This is a genomic window from Nocardioides sp. J9 (assembly GCF_007829375.1).
Classification (GTDB): Bacteria; Actinomycetota; Actinomycetes; order Propionibacteriales; family Nocardioidaceae; genus Nocardioides.
Window position 1 is genome coordinate 39,463 of the sequence record NZ_VLJQ01000065.1, and the last position, 15,319, is coordinate 54,781.

Consider the following 15,319-nt stretch of genomic DNA (forward strand, 5'->3'; position numbering starts at 1 on the left):
CCTCCTGTTCGGCGYGCGKSKGCKGCCACCGACTGGTCGTGGACCCAGCCTCGGCCTGGGCCCGGACCCGGAACAGGTGCTGCTGACAGGGGGGTCGACGACCCCTGCCTGGTGGACGGACGGCTACTTGGAGGTCGCCGCCTCCATCGCCTGGGTGCCGATCACGGTCAGCAGCGCCAGCCGGTCGCTGGCGTCGGTGCCCGGCCGTGGCGTGAACCAGAGCAACCGCTGCCGTCCGTCCTCGCTGACCAGGTGCATGACGTCGAGGTCGATCAGGCCGACCGTCGGGTGCTGGATCCGCTTGCGCTCGTGCCGCCTGACCGCCACGTCGTGCTCGTGCCACAGCGCCGAGAACTCGGGCGAGTCCTCCAGCAGGCTGGCGACGAGCTCCGACGCCTCGGTGTCACCGGCGTCGCGACGGCCGACGGCAGCCCGCAGGTCCGCGACGAACGACCGGGACTGCGGCGCGTGGTCCTCCTCCGGGTAGATCCCCCGGGTGTCCTCGTCGGTGAACCACCGGTAGAGGAAGCTGGCCGACCGCCCCTGGTGGACCGACAGGTCACCGAGCAGGGCGACGGCGAGCGGGTTCTGGACGAGCACGACGTGGAGGTCGGTGATCACCATGGCCGGCGTCGACGCCATCCGGGACAGCAGGTCGAGCATCGCCGGGTGCAGGTGCGAGGCACTGCCGCCCTCCACCGGCAGCGCACGGTTGGCCAGGTGGAAGAGGTGGTCACGCTCGTCGTTGCTGAGCCGCAGGGCGCGGGCCAGGGCCGCGAGCATGCCCTCCGACGGCTGGGACCCGGCACCTCGCTCGAGCTCGGTGTAGTACTCCACCGACGCGCCCGCCAGCATGGCGACCTCGTCACGCCGCAGCCCCGGGACCCGCCGGCGCGGGCCGGGCGTCAGGCCGACGTCGGCAGGCCGCACCCGGTCCCGGCGCGACCGCAGGAACCTGCCCAGCTCGTCGTACCTCGTCCTCGGCATGGCACCAGCCTTCACCGACGAGGGCACGGTGCCAAGGGGGAGGACATCCCCACCCTCCGCGCGCCCCAAACACGCGGCCCGGGCACGCGGTCCCCTCCGCGGAAAGCAGCAAAGCCCCGGGTCGATGACCCGGGGCTTTGCTGTTGCCTTGCGGTGCGCGAGGGGGGAGTTGAACCCCCACGTCCTTTCGGACACACGGACCTGAACCGTGCGCGTCTGCCTATTCCGCCACTCGCGCGCTGCCGACCGTGATGCAGGTTGGTACGGCCGGGCAAGGCTATCCCAGCCGACCCGTCCAACCCAAAACCGGGGGGCCGCGGACGAGGTCCCGGGTCCGCGAGGGGGCCACCGATACGATCGAGTGGCCCGTGTCCGGGGTACCGGGCCGCACGAGCACGCACCGACCCGGGCCCGTGCCCGGACACATGCCCGCAACGACGCAGGAGAGGAGGCCGCCCGTGGGGGGACTGCAGCGGTTCGAGCAGCGACTGGAGCAGGCGATCTCCGGTGTCTTCGCCCGCACCTTCCGCAGCGCCGTGCAGCCGGTCGAGATCGCCGCCGCGCTCCAGCGCGAGCTGGACAACAAGGCGCAGGTGCTGTCCCGGCAGCGTCGGCTGGTGCCGAACAGCTTCGTCGTCGAGCTCTCCACCGGCGACCTGGAGCGGCTGGCGCCGTACGACTCCACGCTGGCCAGCGAGCTGACCGACCAGCTCACCGAGCACGCGGAGCTGCAGTCCTACGTCTTCCCCGGCCCGATCCGGATCGTCTTCGAGTCCGCGGAGGACCTGACCACCGGCCGGTTCCGGGTGCGCAGCCAGGCCGAGGCGGCGGTGACTGGGCACTCCCGGCGCTCCACCAACGGCCAGCGCACCCGCGCGGTCCTCGAGGTCAACGGCACGCAGCACCCGCTGCAGGCGCCGGGCCTGGTCGTGGGCCGCGGCAGCGAGGCGGACATCCGGATCAACGACCCCGGCGTCAGCCGCCGGCACGCGGAGTTCCTCCTGACCGCGCCCTCGGGCTCCGCGCCCGACGCGCCGGTGCACGTCGAGGTGCACGACATGGGCTCGACCAACGGCATCCGCGTCGACGGGCAGAAGGTCGCGCGGGCGACGCTGCGCGACGGCTCACGGGTGCAGGTCGGCCACACCTCCCTGGTCCTGCGGTTGCTCGAGGAGCGCTGATTGTCCGAGCTGACCCTCTTCCTGGTGAGGATCGCGTACCTCGCGATCCTCTGGATCTTCGTGCTCTCGGCGATCTCGGTCATCCGCTCCGACATGTTCGGGGCGCGCGTGCCGACCGCGGCCGCGCCGGGCAAGCAGCCGCGCGCGCCGAAGCCACCGCCGGCCCCGCGCCGCGGCCAGCCCAGCCACGTCGCGGTCGTGCAGGGCGTCAACACCGGCGCCACCGCTGACCTCGCGAACGCGCCGGTGCTCATCGGCCGCGGGAACGACGCGGCGATCCGGCTCGACGACGACTACGTCTCCACCCGCCACGCGCGGATCGTGTCCTCCGGCGGCCAGTGGTACGTCGAGGACCTCGGCTCCACCAACGGCACCTACCTCGGCAGCCAGCGGATCACGCAGCCGGTGCCCATCGGCCTCGGCTCCCAGGTCCGGGTCGGCAAGACCATCCTGGAGCTGAGGAAGTGATGGCCCCGAACCCCGACGGCAGCCCGCTCGACGACTCCGCACCGGACACGGTGGAGAACCCGGAGGCCCCCGAGCGGCCGGTCCCCGAGCCCACCTCCGAGGTGCCGCAGGTCTTCGAGCAGGACACCGTGGACGCCCCGGCCCGGCCGCCGCGCCCGCAGCTCACCCTCGACTTCTACGCCGTCTCCGACGTCGGCCGGGTGCGCAAGGACAACCAGGACTCCGGGTACGCCGGGCCGTGGCTGCTGTCGGTCTGCGACGGCGTCGGCGGCGCGGCCCGCGGCGACATCGCCTCGGGCACGGCCGTGAACGAGCTGCGCCAGCTCGACGAGCCGCCGGGCTCGGCCGACGTCCTCGACCGCGTCAACGACGGCCTCCACGAGGCGCACGTCGCGATCGGGCACCAGGTCGACCAGGACCCCTCCCTCAACGGCACGAGCACGACGGCCACGGTCGCGCTGTTCGACGGCAGCCGGCTGGCGCTCGGCCACGTGGGCGACTCGCGGGCCTACCTGCTGCGCGACGGCGAGCTCTCCCAGCTGACCAACGACCACACCTTCGTGCAGAGCCTGATCGACGAGGGCCGGATCACCGAGGTGGAGGCGCGGGTCCACCCGCACCGCAACCTCATCCTCAAGGCGCTCGACGGGCTGCACGACGTGGAGCCCGACCTGTTCGCCCTCGAGCTCGTGCCGGGCGACCGGCTGTTCCTGTGCAGCGACGGCGCGTGCGGCGTCCTCGACGACGCCCGGATGACCGAGATCCTCAAGGACGGGTCCCCGGAGTTCTGCGCGATCGAGATGGTCCGCGCCAGCCTCGAGGCCGGCAGCTCCGACAACGTCACGTGCGTCGTCGCCGACGTCACCGAGGCCGCGCCCGACGCCGGGGCGCGCGATCCGATGGTCGTCGGCGCCGCCGCGGACCTGCGCCAGCGCCGGCCCCGCGCGCTCTTCCGCGGCCACCGCTCCGGGGACACCGGGGAGCTCGAGCCGGTCGCGGCGGAGATCCCCGAGGGCATCGACTACGCCATCCACGCCGACCCGCCGGTCGACCCGGAGGCGATGCGCTACGCCCCGCAGGCGCCGCCGCGGTTCATCTGGCCCCGCCGCCTGCTGGCCCTCGCGGTGCTGGTCGGCCTCGCCTGGATGGTGGTCGGCACGGCGTACTGGTGGAGCCAGCGGCAGTACTACGTCGGCGAGGACGACGGCGTCGTCGTGATCTACCGCGGCGTCCAGGTGCCCGGGCTGTCCTCGGTGCACGAGGTCTCCGACATCGACGTCGCGGACCTGCCCGACGGCCTGGCCCGCACGATCCAGGACGGCATCGCCGCCGACGACTACGCCTCGGCCCGCGAGAAGGTCCAGCAGATCGCCGGTCGCGTCGGCGACCGCGACGAGGACGACGCGGCCGAGGACGAGGGCCTCTCCGACCCGCTCCCGGCCAGCCCGACCGACCAGACCAGCTCCGACCCGACGTCGCCGGCCGACCCGTCCGGGAGCGCCAGCGACTTCGCCCCGGTGGAGTGATGGCGACCAACTCCTCCACCCTGATGGGCTTCGTCCACCGACGCCGGCGCGGCGCCGAGCTTTTCCTGCTCGTCCTCGCACTCGTCGTCGGCATCGGCGCCTACGCCGCCGTCGGCCTGGGCGTGGACGGAGAGGTGCCCACCAACCTCATCGGGTACGGCGGCTGGCTGGCCGTGCTGACCGTCGCCGCGCACGTCGTGGTCCGCTTCGTCGCGCCGTACGCCGACCCGGTGCTGCTGCCCGTCGTGGCGGCCCTCAACGGCCTCGGCCTGGCGGTCATCCACCGCCTCGACCTCGCCAAGGACACCGGGCTGGCCAGCCAGCAGCTGACCTGGATGACGCTCGGCGTGATCCTCTTCGTCGCGACGCTGGTGTTCCTGCCCGACCACCGCCTGCTGGCGCGGTTCACCTACACCTCGGGCCTCGCGGCGATCGTGCTGCTGATCCTGCCGATGCTCCCGGGGCTGGGCACGCAGATCAACGGTGCGCGGATCTGGATCGCGGTCGGCCCGTTCAGCTTCCAGCCCGGCGAGCTCGCCAAGGTGCTGCTGGTCGTCACCTTCGCCGGCTACCTCGTCGTGCACCGCGACGCGCTGGCGCTGGCCGGGCGTCGCGTGGTCTTCATCGACCTGCCGCGCGGCCGCGACCTCGGCCCGATCCTGATGATGTGGGTGGTCAGCCTCGGCATCCTCGTGCTGCAGCGCGACCTCGGCTCGAGCCTGCTGTTCTTCGGCCTCTTCCTCGTCATGCTCTACGTGGCGACCGAGCGGCCCGGGTGGCTGGTCGTCGGCGGCCTGCTCTTCTTCGGCGGCGCGGCCGTCGCGTTCCGCCTGTTCTCCCACGTCCAGAAGCGCGTGGACATCTGGCTCGACCCGTTCGCCGACCCGGACGGCAGCGGCTACCAGCTGGTCCAGGCGCTCTACGGCTTCGGGTGGGGCGGGATGATCGGCCGCGGCTTCGGCGAGGGCATGCCCGAGCGGGTGCCGTACGCCGAGTCCGACTTCATCCTCGCCGCGATCGGCGAGGAGCTCGGCCTCACCGCGGTGATGGCGGTGCTGCTGCTCTACGGCCTCGTCGTCGAGCGGGCGTTGCGCGCAGCCCTGATCTCCCGCGACGGCTTCGGCAAGCTCGTCGCCACCGGCCTGGCCGCGGTCCTCGCGCTGCAGGTGTTCGTCGTCATCGGCGGCGTCACCCGGCTGATCCCGCTGACCGGCCTCACCACACCCTTCCTGTCGTACGGCGGCTCCTCGCTCGTCGCGAACTGGGTGATCGTGGCGATCCTGCTGCGCATCTCCGACCAGGCCCGCCGTCCGCTGCCCGACCTCACCGAGGACGAGGACGCCGACGAGCAGGCCACGCAGGTCGTGAAGGTGGTGCCCCAGTGAACAAGCCGATCCGCACCGTCTCCATCTTCTGCATGTTCTTGTTCCTCGCCCTGATGGCGAACGTGACCTACCTGCAGTTCTGGCGCTCCGAGGACCTCAACACCGACCCGCGCAACGCCCGGGTCGCCGCGGCGGCGTTCAGCCGCGAGCGCGGGCTGATCCTCGTCGGCGAGGACGCCATCGCCCGCAGCGAACCGGTCGACGACCGCTACAAGTACCTCCGCGTCTACCCGCAGAAGCAGCTCTACGCGCCGATCACCGGCTACCTGCAGCTCGGCAGCCAGACCGGCCTCGAGCGCAGCCAGAACAAGGTGCTCTCCGGCGAGGACCCGCGGTTGTTCGTCAACCGCCTCGTCGACCTGCTCAAGGGCGACACCAACCAGGGCGGCAACGTGTCGCTGACCCTGGACCCGCGGGCCCAGCGCGCGGCCTTCACGGCGCTGCGCGACACGGTCGGTCCCGAGGGCGAGGGCGCCGTGGTGGCGATCCAGCCGAAGACCGGGCGGATCCTCGCGATGGTCTCCTTCCCGTCCTACGACCCCAACGAGCTGGCCTCGCACGACCGCGAGGTCCGCGAGCGTGCGTACGAGCGCCTCGACGGCAACGAGCACCAGCCGCTGCTCAACCGGGCGATCCAGACCCGGCTCTTCCCCGGCTCGACGTTCAAGGTCGTCACCGCGGCGGCGGCGATCGAGGAGGGTGTCTATGACCAGGACGACCAGGTCCCCTCGGGCGCGACCTGGCAGGCGCCGGGCACGACCGGCGAGCAGAACGTCATCGACAACGAGGGCCGCACGGGCTGCAGCCCGGCCCAGATCTCCTTCGCCACCGCGATGGAGGACTCCTGCAACACGGCCTTCGCCAAGATGGCCGTCGAGGTCGGCCCGGAGAAGCTGCGGGAGACCGCCGAGGCGTTCGGCTTCAACAGCGACTACCTCCTCGACCTCGGCCCGCAGGCGCGCTCGGTGTTCCCCGAGGACGTCGTGGACGTCATCGACGGCGAGGAGCAGGAGCCGCGCGAGCTGAACGGCGCCGAGACCGCCCGGTCCGGCTTCGGCCAGTTCTCGGTGCAGGCCACGCCGCTGCAGATGGCGATGGTCGTCTCCGCGATCGCCAACCGCGGTGCGCTGATGCGGCCCTACCTCGTCGACCAGGTGCAGACCGCCAGCTTCGACGTCCTGGAGACCACCGAGCCCGAGAAGCTGCGCGACGCGATCTCCCCGCAGACCGCTGCCCAGCTGACCGACCTGCTGGTCTCGACCGTCGACAACGGCACCGCCTCCCCCGCCGCCATCGACGGCGTCAGCGTCGCCGGCAAGACCGGCACGGCGCAGCGCGGCATCGAGGGCAAGGCGCCCTACGGGTGGTTCGTCTCCTTCGCCCCGGCGCAGAACGCCGAGGTCGCGGTGGCGGTCATGATCCAGGAGGCACCCGGCAAGCAGATCGCGGGCGGCCAGCTCGGCGGCCCGATCGCGAAGGCAGTCATGGAAGCGGTGTTGCAGTGAGTCAGTACGCCGACCGGGCCCGTCGCTACCACCTCGACTCCGTGATCGCCACCGGCGGCATGGGCGTCGTGTGGCGCGGCACGGACACCCGGCTCGACCGACCCGTCGCGGTCAAGGTCCTCAAGGCGGAGTACGCCGACGACCCGCTGTTCCGCACCCGCTTCGAGGGCGAGGCCCGCAGCGCCGCCGCCCTGCACCACCCCGGGATCGCCGGCGTCTACGACTACGGCGCCGACGACACCGGCGAGCTGCCGCCGTACCTGGTGATGGAGCTGGTCGACGGACAGCCCCTGTCGACGCTGCTCGCGACCGCCCGCTCCAACGGCCGGGTCATCGACACCGCCGTCGTGCAGGACCTGCTCGCGCAGGCCGCCGACGCGCTGGGGGTCGCCCACCGCGCCGGCATCGTGCACCGCGACGTGAAGCCCGCGAACCTGCTGGTCACGCCCGACCGCCAGGTGAAGATCACCGACTTCGGCATCGCCCGCGCGGCCGACGCCGCGGCGCTGACCCGGACCGGCTCGGTCATGGGCACGCCGCAGTACCTCAGCCCCGAGCAGGCCCGCGGCAACCCCTCGACGCCCGCCTCCGACGTCTACTCGCTGGGCGTCGTGGCGTTCGAGTGCCTGACCGGGCGACGCCCGTTCGAGGCCGAGACGCCCGTCGCGACGGCGCTCGCCCACCTGCAGCAGCCGGTGCCCGAGCTGCCCGACAGCGTGCCCGCGCCGCTGGCCGCGGTCGTGCGACGTGCGCTGGCCAAGGACCCGGCCGAGCGCTTCCCCGACGGCACGGCGTTCGGTGCCGCGCTCCGCGACCCGTCCTCGGCCTCGGCCGCCGCCGCGGCCGCCGGGCCCGCCACGCCGGCCGAGGGCGCCACCCAGGTGCTCCCCGCCACCGGGGTGCTGCCGCCGACCCCCGCCGGACCCGCGACGCCGATGGAGCGGCTCGACTCGCCCTCGCCGTACGCCGGCGAGGAGGAGAAGGAGCAGCGCAGGTCCCCGTGGCCGATCGCGGCCGCGGTGATCCTGCTCGTGGTGGCGGCCGTGGTCGCCGCGATCCTGCTGCTCGGTGGTGACGACGAGGACCCGGTCGCCGACGACCCGACCTCGGAGCCCACGACGGAGGCGACGACCGAGGAGACGACGACAGAAGCGGCGACCGTGGAGTTCGACGCCGACGACTACGTCTGCTCCCAGGACTACCGCGTCGCCCAGTCCGACCTCGACGAGCTGGGGCTGCGGACCTCGGTCGAGCGGTTCAGCACGCCCAACGACGGCAGCTGCCCGGCCGACAGCGTCGCGGAGTTCTCCCGCTCCGGCACCCTGACCGAGGGCGCCCGCGTGGTCATCTACTACTGGGGCCCGGTCGAGCAGGAGGAGGAGCCGACGCCCACCCCGGAGCCGACGCCCACGGAGACGACCGAGGCACCGACGACGCCCACGGAGACGACCGAGGCACCGACCACCGAGCCGACCGATCCGCTGACCGACCTGGGGGAGGACGGATGAGCCAGCCACCCGAGAACGGCACCGGAGGCCCCGTCGTCGGGGGCCGCTACCAGCTCGCCGAGCTCCTCGGCCGCGGCGGCATGGCCGAGGTCCGCAAGGGCACCGACACGCGGCTCGGCCGCGTCGTCGCGGTCAAGCGCCTGCGCACCGACCTCGCCAGCGACCCCACCTTCCAGGCCCGCTTCCGCCGGGAGGCCCAGTCCTCGGCGTCGCTGAACCACCCGGCCATCGTCGCGGTCTACGACACCGGCGAGGAGCGCACACCCCAGCCCGACGGCAGCGACGAGGTCGTCCCCTACATCGTCATGGAGTACGTCGCCGGGCGGACCCTGCGCGACATCCTCCGCGAGGGCCGCAAGATCCTGCCCGAGCGGGCCCTGGAGATCACCAGCGGCGTGCTGTCGGCGCTCGACTACAGCCACCGCGCGGGGATCATCCACCGCGACATCAAGCCCGGCAACGTGATGCTCACGCCGGCCGGCGACGTCAAGGTGATGGACTTCGGCATCGCGCGGGCGATGAGCGACGCGCAGTCGTCGATGACCCAGACCGCGGCCGTGGTCGGCACCGCGCAGTACCTCTCCCCCGAGCAGGCCCGCGGCGAGACCGTCGACTCCCGCTCCGACGTGTACTCCGCCGGTTGCCTGCTCTACGAGCTGCTCACCGGCCGGCCGCCGTTCGTCGGCGACTCCCCGGTCGCCGTCGCCTACCAGCACGTCCGCGAGCCCGCCGTACCCCCGTCGCGGCACGAGGACGACCTCACCCCCGAGATCGACGCGATCGTGATGAAGGCGCTCGCGAAGCGGGTCGAGGACCGCTACCAGTCCGCGGCGCAGATGCGCGCCGACATCGAGCGCTACCTCGCCGGCCGCCCGGTCCAGGCCACCGTCCCCGACGTGCCCACCGGCCCGGTCCCCGCACCCGTGCCCCTCGCGGCGCACGACCCGCAGGAGACGGCGATCCGCCCGGCGGTGCCGCCCGTGCAGGACGACCGCCGCAGCCGGGTCGGGCTGTGGGTGCTGCTCGCCGTGCTGCTGCTCGCCCTCTTCGGCACGGCGTACGCCGTGTGGCCCAAGCTCTTCGACGACACCCCGACCGACGTCGCGGTCCCCGGCGTCGTCGGCAAGGAGGTCGACGCCGCCCGCAGCGACATCGGCGACGTCGGCCTCGAGAGCGACCACAGCGCGGTCGCGTGCAGCGACGACTACGACGCGGGTGTGGTGGTCAAGCAGGAGCCCGAGAGCGGCGACTACATCGCGCCCACCGGCACCGTCTACCTCACCATCTCCAGCGGCCCGTGCGACTTCCCGATGCCGGCCGTGACCTCCTCGCGCCGCGCCCAGGCGATCAACACGCTCACCGACGCGGGCATCCCGCGGGAGAACATCAGCTTCGAGGAGTGCGACGCCGACGACCCGAAGGGCACCGTCGTCGAGCAGAACCCGATCCCGGGCACGCCGGTCGGCACCGACACCGAGGTCACGCTCTGCGTCTCCGACGGCCCGACGAAGGTCCCCGACGTCGTGGGCAAGACCCGCGCACAGGCGGAGAAGCTGATCCGCGACGCCGGGTTCAACCCGATCGTGCGCAACGCCGACGCCTCCGACGACAGCCAGCCGAAGGGCCGGATCACCGAGCAGCTCCCGGCTGCGGGCGAGGCCCGCAACCAGGGCGACGACGTGATCATCTTCGTCTCGGTCTACGAGGAGCCCGAGACGCCGGTCGACACCGACGGCGACGGACTCTCGGACGAGGACGAGCAGACCGCGGGCACCGACGCGAACAACCCCGACACCGACGGCGACGGCATCAACGACGGCCAGGAGGTCGCCGACGGCACCGACCCGACCAACCCGCTCGACCCGGGCCCGGGTGGTGGCGGGACGCCCGACCCGGGTGGCCCGGGTGGCGGCGGCGGTGGTGACAGCGTCGGGCGCACGGTCCCGCTGACCGTCCGGTGAGGCTGTCCGGCTCGGGTCAGTCGCGCAGCGGGCGTGCGTACTGCACGTCCAGCACGCCGTCGTACGCCGGCGCGGTGACGACGTCGCGGGTCTCCAGGGACCAGCCGATGCCGATCTGGCTGTTGGCGGAGTCGGTGCGGTAGCCGGAGACCAGGTCGTCGCCGTCGATGGCGTCGAGCAGGGCCGTCTGGTCGCCGACGGCCTCGATGACGAACGGCTGGGAGTAGGGCACGCCCTGCAGCTGCACGACCGGGCCGCGACACTTGATGCCGGTCGTGGAGATGATCCGCTGCCCGGCAATGGTGACCGCGGTGGCGCCGCCGGCCCACAGGGCGTTGACGACCGCCTGGATGTCCTGCTGGTGGACGACGAACCGGTTGAGCTTGATCCGCTCCTCGGGCTCGACGTTCTTGTTGAGCTCGATCGCCTCGTCGACGAGCTCGTCGGGCGCGTCCTGCATGGTGATCCGCAGCCCCGGACCCTGCCGTGGGGTGAGCCCGGCCGGGTCGCGCAGCTCGGCCGCCTCGGCACGCGCGAGGTTGACCCCACGGTCGCTGACCCGGGCGCCGAGCCGGTCCACCTCCGCGGTCAGCTCGGTGAGGCGGTCCTCGACGTCCTGGAAGTCGTTGGCCTCGGCTTCCACGAGACCGGCCAGGTCGGTGTAGCGTCCGGGCCGGAGGTCGGTCCCGTCGCTGTTCGCCGCAGACACGGCGAGCAGGCTGCCGCTCAGCAGCGCGACGACCGGCGTCCCCACCCGCCAGGCCAGCGACCTGCCGGTCCGGTGGCCGGGCCGCGCGCCCGCGTGCGTACCCGTCATACTGACAGTGTCCACCACACCCCTGACCGCACCACCCCAACCCCGGCCGGCGCTGACCAAGGGCCGGCCGGAACGACGAGGAGCCCCGACGTGGCCAAGCTGCCCCGCCTGTCGAAGAACAAGGACGGAGACGTCTTCGCCGACCCCGAGCGCGGCCCGGTGATGACTGCGCGCTTCGCCGTCGCGCTGGTGCTGATCCTCGGCGGGATCGGCTGGATCCTGTACTACTACTTCGGCATCCGCCCGACCGACGGCTTCGGCAGCCTCAACTCCGAGGGCAAGCCGAACCAGCCGGGCGGCCCGTCCTTCTTCGCCGACCTCGAGGGCAAGAACTACCTCATCGGGTTCATCGCGCTCTTCCTCGGCCTGGCGATCTCCGCGCACCCCAAGACCCCGCTCGGCCGCGGCCGCGGCGTCGTGGTCGGCATGCTCGGCTGCTTCATCATCGGCCTGGTCTGGATCTGCATCTTCTACATCTTCCTGACCGGCAACGACCCGAAGGACATCCCGATCTTCAACGACCTGGGCCAGAAGAACCTCTTCGTCGGCATCGGGTTCATGGCGGTCGGCTTCACGTTCGCGACGCGCTGGGAGTAGGCAGCCCGCACACAGAACGCACACAGCACGACGCGGCGCCGGTGGGTCTCCACCGGCGCCGCGGCCGTTTTCCACCCGCTTGTTTTCCACAGGGTTCTCCCCAGCTGGGGAGAACTACACCGCTGTGATTCATCCACATCGGTGGAAAAGGCTGGGGATGACCTGTACGGCGGGTCCCTGCTCAGGCGGTGTACGTCGCCATCCGCAGCACGGTCAGGCCCACCAGCGCCAGCGCGACGGCCGCGAGGCCGACGCCCTGCACCAGCCCGCGCCGTTCCCGGGGCGCGTAGGCCAGGACCGCTGCGACCACCCCGCCGCCGATGAACCCGCCGAGGTGGCCCTGCCACGAGATACCCGGAAGCAGGCTGATGATGACCCCCAGGAGCAGGGTGGATCCCAGGCTCGAGGTGTCGGCCCCCACCTTGCGGGCGACGACGAGGTGCGCGGCGAGCAGGCCGAAGAGCGCGCCGGACGCGCCGACGGCCGAGCCGCCGGACAGCCACATCACCGCGACCCCGCCGCTGATGCCGGCGAGCAGGTAGAGCGCGAGGAAGCGGACCCAGCCGAAGACGCGCTCCAGCTGCGGGCCGAGCTGCCACAGCGCGAGGGCGTTCATCGCGATGTGCCACACGTGCACGTGGGTGACGACGTGGGTCAGCAGGCGCCACACGCCACCGTCGGCGACGCCGGGGTACCACCGGGTGTCGCCGATGCCGGTGCACGTCGCGGCGGACTGGATGCCGGGGTAGCCCAGGCCGGGGTCGCTGATGATGCCGCACCACCCGCCGGTGCGCATCGCGAGCCAGTTGAGCAGGACGCTGTCCTCGCCGCCGGTCGCGGTGATCGCGACCCAGGCCACGGCGATGACGGCGAGCAGCACGGTGGTGACCCGGCCGGGTGTGCGGTTGACGACGCCGCCGTACGCGCCGGTGGCCTGGCGCTGCGTCTTGCGCCCCTCGGCGACGCAGGAGGGGCACTGGAAGCCCACGGCTGCGTCGTTCATGCAGTCGGGGCAGATCGGGCGCTCGCAGCGCTGGCAGCGCACCCAGGTCTCGCGGTCGGGGTGCCGGTAGCAGGTCGGCACCCCGACCGGAGGCGTGCTCATGGTGCTGTGCTGGTCCTTGGTGCTGGTCTCGGGTGGTCCGGGCTCAGCCCTTGATCTCGACCGTCTCGATGACGACCGGCTCGACCGGCTTGTCGTTGCGGCCGGTCTGGACGCCGGCGATCGCGTCGACGACGTCGCGGCTGGCCTGGTCGGCGACCTCGCCGAAGATCGTGTGCTTGAAGTTCAGCCACGTGGTCGCGCCGACGGTGATGAAGAACTGCGAGCCGTTGGTGCCCGGGCCGGCGTTGGCCATCGCGAGCAGGTAGGGCTTGTCGAAGGTGAGCTCGGGGTGCGGCTCGTCCTTGAACTGGTAGCCCGGGCCGCCGGTGCCGATGCCGTCGGGGCAGCCACCCTGGATCATGAAGCCGGGGATGACCCGGTGGAACGTCAGGCCGTCGTAGAACGGGCCGGAGCCGGTGGAGCCGCCGCGGCGGTCCGGCGTGTACGGGCCGTCGGGCGAGACCTCGACGGGGTTGCCGGTGGCGAGACCGACGAAGCTCTTGACCGTCAGCGGCGCGTGGTTGGGGAACAGGTTGAGCGTGATGTCGCCCTTGTTCGTCTTCAGGACGGCCTGGTCTGCCATGGGGTAAGCCTCGTCTCAGATCGATGTCGTGCGCGCCGGTCGGCCGACCGGCAACGCAGTCGATCCTACGAGCACTGCCACGGCTTGCGTCCGTGGACCATGCTGGTGCGGAAGCGGTCCGGTTGCCGTCTGGGCAGCCGGCCGGTCGACCCAGGAGGGTGAGTGATGAAGGTGCTGAAGAAGCTGGTGCTGGTGGGCCTCGTCGGCGCGGCCGTGGCCGCCGTCGCGAAGAAGCTGCAGGGCGGCGGCTCGTCGTCGCAGTGGCAGTCGGCGGACCCGTCGGCCTGAGCGGTCCCGGACCGGTCAGGTCCGCGCGAGCTCCGGGTGGTCGGCGCGCAGGCGCTCGACCACCCGGCGCTCGACCCAGAAGATGAGGCCGGGGACGAGCCCGGCGACCAGGAGCAGCAGCAGCTGGGGCATGGACCAGCGCGCCTTCTGGCTCAGCAGGAACGCCACGACGACGTAGACCATGTAGATCCAGCCGTGGATGATCCAGATCGGGGTGAGGTCGTCGCCGAGCTGCTGCAGCGCGGTGCCGTCCTCGAGGAGGTACTTGGCCACCGAGCTGAGCGCGCCGACCACGAGGAGGACGCCTACCACGAGCGCGAGCACGCGGTAGGTGGGGAAGAGCCTGGTCACGGCTTCGAGGGTACGACGGCGTCGTCCGCCGGGTCGGCGCCGGGCCCGTCCGCTGCCCGCTCGGTGGTGGCGTCGCGCACATGGCGCCACCAGAGGAAGATCGCGAAGGCGGCGAAGACCCACCACTCGATGGCGTAGAGGATGTTGCGCAGGCCGGTGAACCGGCYCGCCGGCGGCAGCTGGTCCAGCGTCGCGGCCGCCACCCCGGCCGAGGCGTCGGCGGCCAGCGGCTCCTGCGCGACGACGTAGGCGCCGTACAGGTCCTGGCCGTCGAGCAGCTGGACCAGGTCGGCGACCCGCAGGTTCGGCACCACCCGGTCGTCGGGGTCCTCGTCCGCGGCGTCACCGCCACGCGCGGCCTCGGTCGGCTGCAGCCAGCCGGTGAGGTCGACCGTGCCGGTCGGCGGGGCGGGGAGGTCGTCGAGCGAGGCGTCCGCGGGCACCCACCCGCGCACGACGGGCACGGCGGGCTGGTCCGGTTCGCCGACGCTGAGCGGGGTGACCAGCCAGCGCCCGTCCTCGCCGTCGGCGCCGTCGCGGCCGGAGACGAGCACGCTGCCCGCGTCGAGGAAGGTGCCGCTGACCTCGACGGGCCGGCCCAGGCCGGCGCGCGGGAACGGGTCGTCGGGGCCGATGACGTCGGTGATCGGGACCGGGGCGACCTCGGTCAGGTCCTCCTGCTCCGCGGCCCGGCGCTCCTGCCAGGCGTCGAACTGCCACACGCCCATCCCGGCGGCGAACCCGACGCACACGAGGGCGAGGAGGTGGGCGCCCCACAACCGAACGCTCCACCACCGCAGCACCTCCTCAGGGTACGAGGGACCGTGGCCGCACTCCTCGTCGGCCCGGCCGTCGATCGCCTCACACGACTGGTCTGACCACTTGACCACCGGACCTGCACCGCCTACGGTCGTCGCCATGGCACTGCGACCCGTGACCCGACGCTCCGTGGCCGACCAGGTGTTCGACCAGGTCCTCGACGACGTCCTCGACGGCGAGCTCGCCGTCGGGGAGCCGCTGCCCCGCATCGCGCAGACCGGGCTGGTGGAGGTGCGGC

At 72.5% G+C, this 15,319-nt stretch carries 15 protein-coding genes and 1 tRNA gene; 9 read left to right on the forward strand and 7 right to left on the reverse strand.

The window, feature by feature from the left end:
• Nucleotides 1-123: 123 nt before the first annotated feature.
• Complete coding sequence (locus tag L615_RS09230) at nucleotides 124-987, reverse strand: helix-turn-helix domain-containing protein (protein WP_145724869.1); 864 nt, start codon at nucleotides 985-987, stop codon at nucleotides 124-126.
• A gap of 154 nt (nucleotides 988-1,141) precedes the next feature.
• A tRNA-Leu gene (locus L615_RS09235) sits at nucleotides 1,142-1,225 on the reverse strand.
• A 220-nt stretch (nucleotides 1,226-1,445) separates the two neighbouring features.
• Here L615_RS09235 and L615_RS09240 point away from each other — a divergent pair.
• From L615_RS09240 to pknB, 7 genes are read left to right on the forward strand one after another with little or no spacing between them, the layout of a single operon-like run.
• A complete protein-coding gene (locus L615_RS09240; protein ID WP_028655879.1) occupies nucleotides 1,446-2,168 on the forward strand; it encodes a DUF3662 and FHA domain-containing protein in 723 nt (240 codons plus the stop codon).
• A complete protein-coding gene (locus L615_RS09245) occupies nucleotides 2,169-2,636 on the forward strand; it encodes an FHA domain-containing protein (protein ID WP_028655878.1) in 468 nt (155 codons plus the stop codon).
• Entirely contained in the window at nucleotides 2,636-4,162 is a 1,527-nt protein-coding gene (locus L615_RS09250) for a PP2C family serine/threonine-protein phosphatase (protein WP_145724870.1), read from the forward strand. Before L615_RS09245 ends, L615_RS09250 begins: the two co-directional genes overlap by 1 nt.
• A complete protein-coding gene (locus L615_RS09255; protein ID WP_145724871.1) occupies nucleotides 4,162-5,547 on the forward strand; it encodes an FtsW/RodA/SpoVE family cell cycle protein in 1,386 nt (461 codons plus the stop codon). Before L615_RS09250 ends, L615_RS09255 begins: the two co-directional genes overlap by 1 nt.
• Nucleotides 5,544-7,052, forward strand: a complete 1,509-nt coding sequence (locus L615_RS09260; protein ID WP_145724872.1) for a penicillin-binding protein 2 — start codon at nucleotides 5,544-5,546, stop codon at nucleotides 7,050-7,052. The genes L615_RS09255 and L615_RS09260 overlap by 4 nt, the downstream gene beginning before the upstream one ends.
• Complete coding sequence (locus L615_RS09265; RefSeq protein ID WP_145724873.1) at nucleotides 7,049-8,560, forward strand: serine/threonine-protein kinase; 1,512 nt, start codon at nucleotides 7,049-7,051, stop codon at nucleotides 8,558-8,560. The genes L615_RS09260 and L615_RS09265 overlap by 4 nt, the downstream gene beginning before the upstream one ends.
• Nucleotides 8,557-10,521 (forward strand): Stk1 family PASTA domain-containing Ser/Thr kinase, encoded by a 1,965-nt coding sequence (gene pknB, locus L615_RS09270; protein ID WP_145724874.1) that lies wholly within the window; start codon nucleotides 8,557-8,559, stop codon nucleotides 10,519-10,521. Before L615_RS09265 ends, pknB begins: the two co-directional genes overlap by 4 nt.
• 16 nt (nucleotides 10,522-10,537) lie before the next feature.
• On the opposite strand, the gene L615_RS09275 is transcribed toward pknB, so the two are convergent.
• On the reverse strand, nucleotides 10,538-11,338 hold the full coding sequence (locus L615_RS09275) for a DUF881 domain-containing protein (RefSeq protein WP_145724875.1): 801 nt from the start codon (nucleotides 11,336-11,338) through the stop codon (nucleotides 10,538-10,540).
• Nucleotides 11,339-11,428: 90 nt separating this feature from the next.
• On the opposite strand from L615_RS09275, the gene L615_RS09280 reads away from it, so the two are divergent.
• Entirely contained in the window at nucleotides 11,429-11,935 is a 507-nt protein-coding gene (locus tag L615_RS09280) for a cell division protein CrgA (protein ID WP_261376615.1), read from the forward strand.
• Between the two features lie 181 nt (nucleotides 11,936-12,116).
• Here L615_RS09280 and L615_RS09285 read toward each other — a convergent pair whose 3' ends face one another.
• A complete protein-coding gene (locus tag L615_RS09285; RefSeq protein WP_145724876.1) occupies nucleotides 12,117-13,040 on the reverse strand; it encodes a rhomboid family intramembrane serine protease in 924 nt (307 codons plus the stop codon).
• Nucleotides 13,041-13,083: 43 nt separating this feature from the next.
• Nucleotides 13,084-13,623, reverse strand: a complete 540-nt coding sequence (locus tag L615_RS09290) for a peptidylprolyl isomerase (protein ID WP_028655873.1) — start codon at nucleotides 13,621-13,623, stop codon at nucleotides 13,084-13,086.
• Nucleotides 13,624-13,788: 165 nt separating this feature from the next.
• Between L615_RS09290 and L615_RS24150 the strand changes: the two genes are divergently transcribed.
• A complete protein-coding gene (locus tag L615_RS24150) occupies nucleotides 13,789-13,911 on the forward strand; it encodes a hypothetical protein (RefSeq protein WP_261376616.1) in 123 nt (40 codons plus the stop codon).
• Nucleotides 13,912-13,926: 15 nt separating this feature from the next.
• Here L615_RS24150 and L615_RS09295 read toward each other — a convergent pair whose 3' ends face one another.
• Both L615_RS09295 and L615_RS09300 read right to left on the reverse strand, forming a co-directional pair.
• Nucleotides 13,927-14,262 carry a DUF3817 domain-containing protein gene (locus tag L615_RS09295; RefSeq protein WP_145724877.1) on the reverse strand — a complete coding sequence of 112 codons (336 nt, stop codon included), beginning with the start codon at nucleotides 14,260-14,262 and terminating at the stop codon, nucleotides 13,927-13,929.
• Nucleotides 14,259-15,065, reverse strand: coding sequence for an SURF1 family protein (locus tag L615_RS09300; protein ID WP_186449797.1), 807 nt, complete (start codon nucleotides 15,063-15,065; stop codon nucleotides 14,259-14,261). Before L615_RS09300 ends, L615_RS09295 begins: the two co-directional genes overlap by 4 nt.
• Nucleotides 15,066-15,319: the final 254 nt, after the last annotated feature.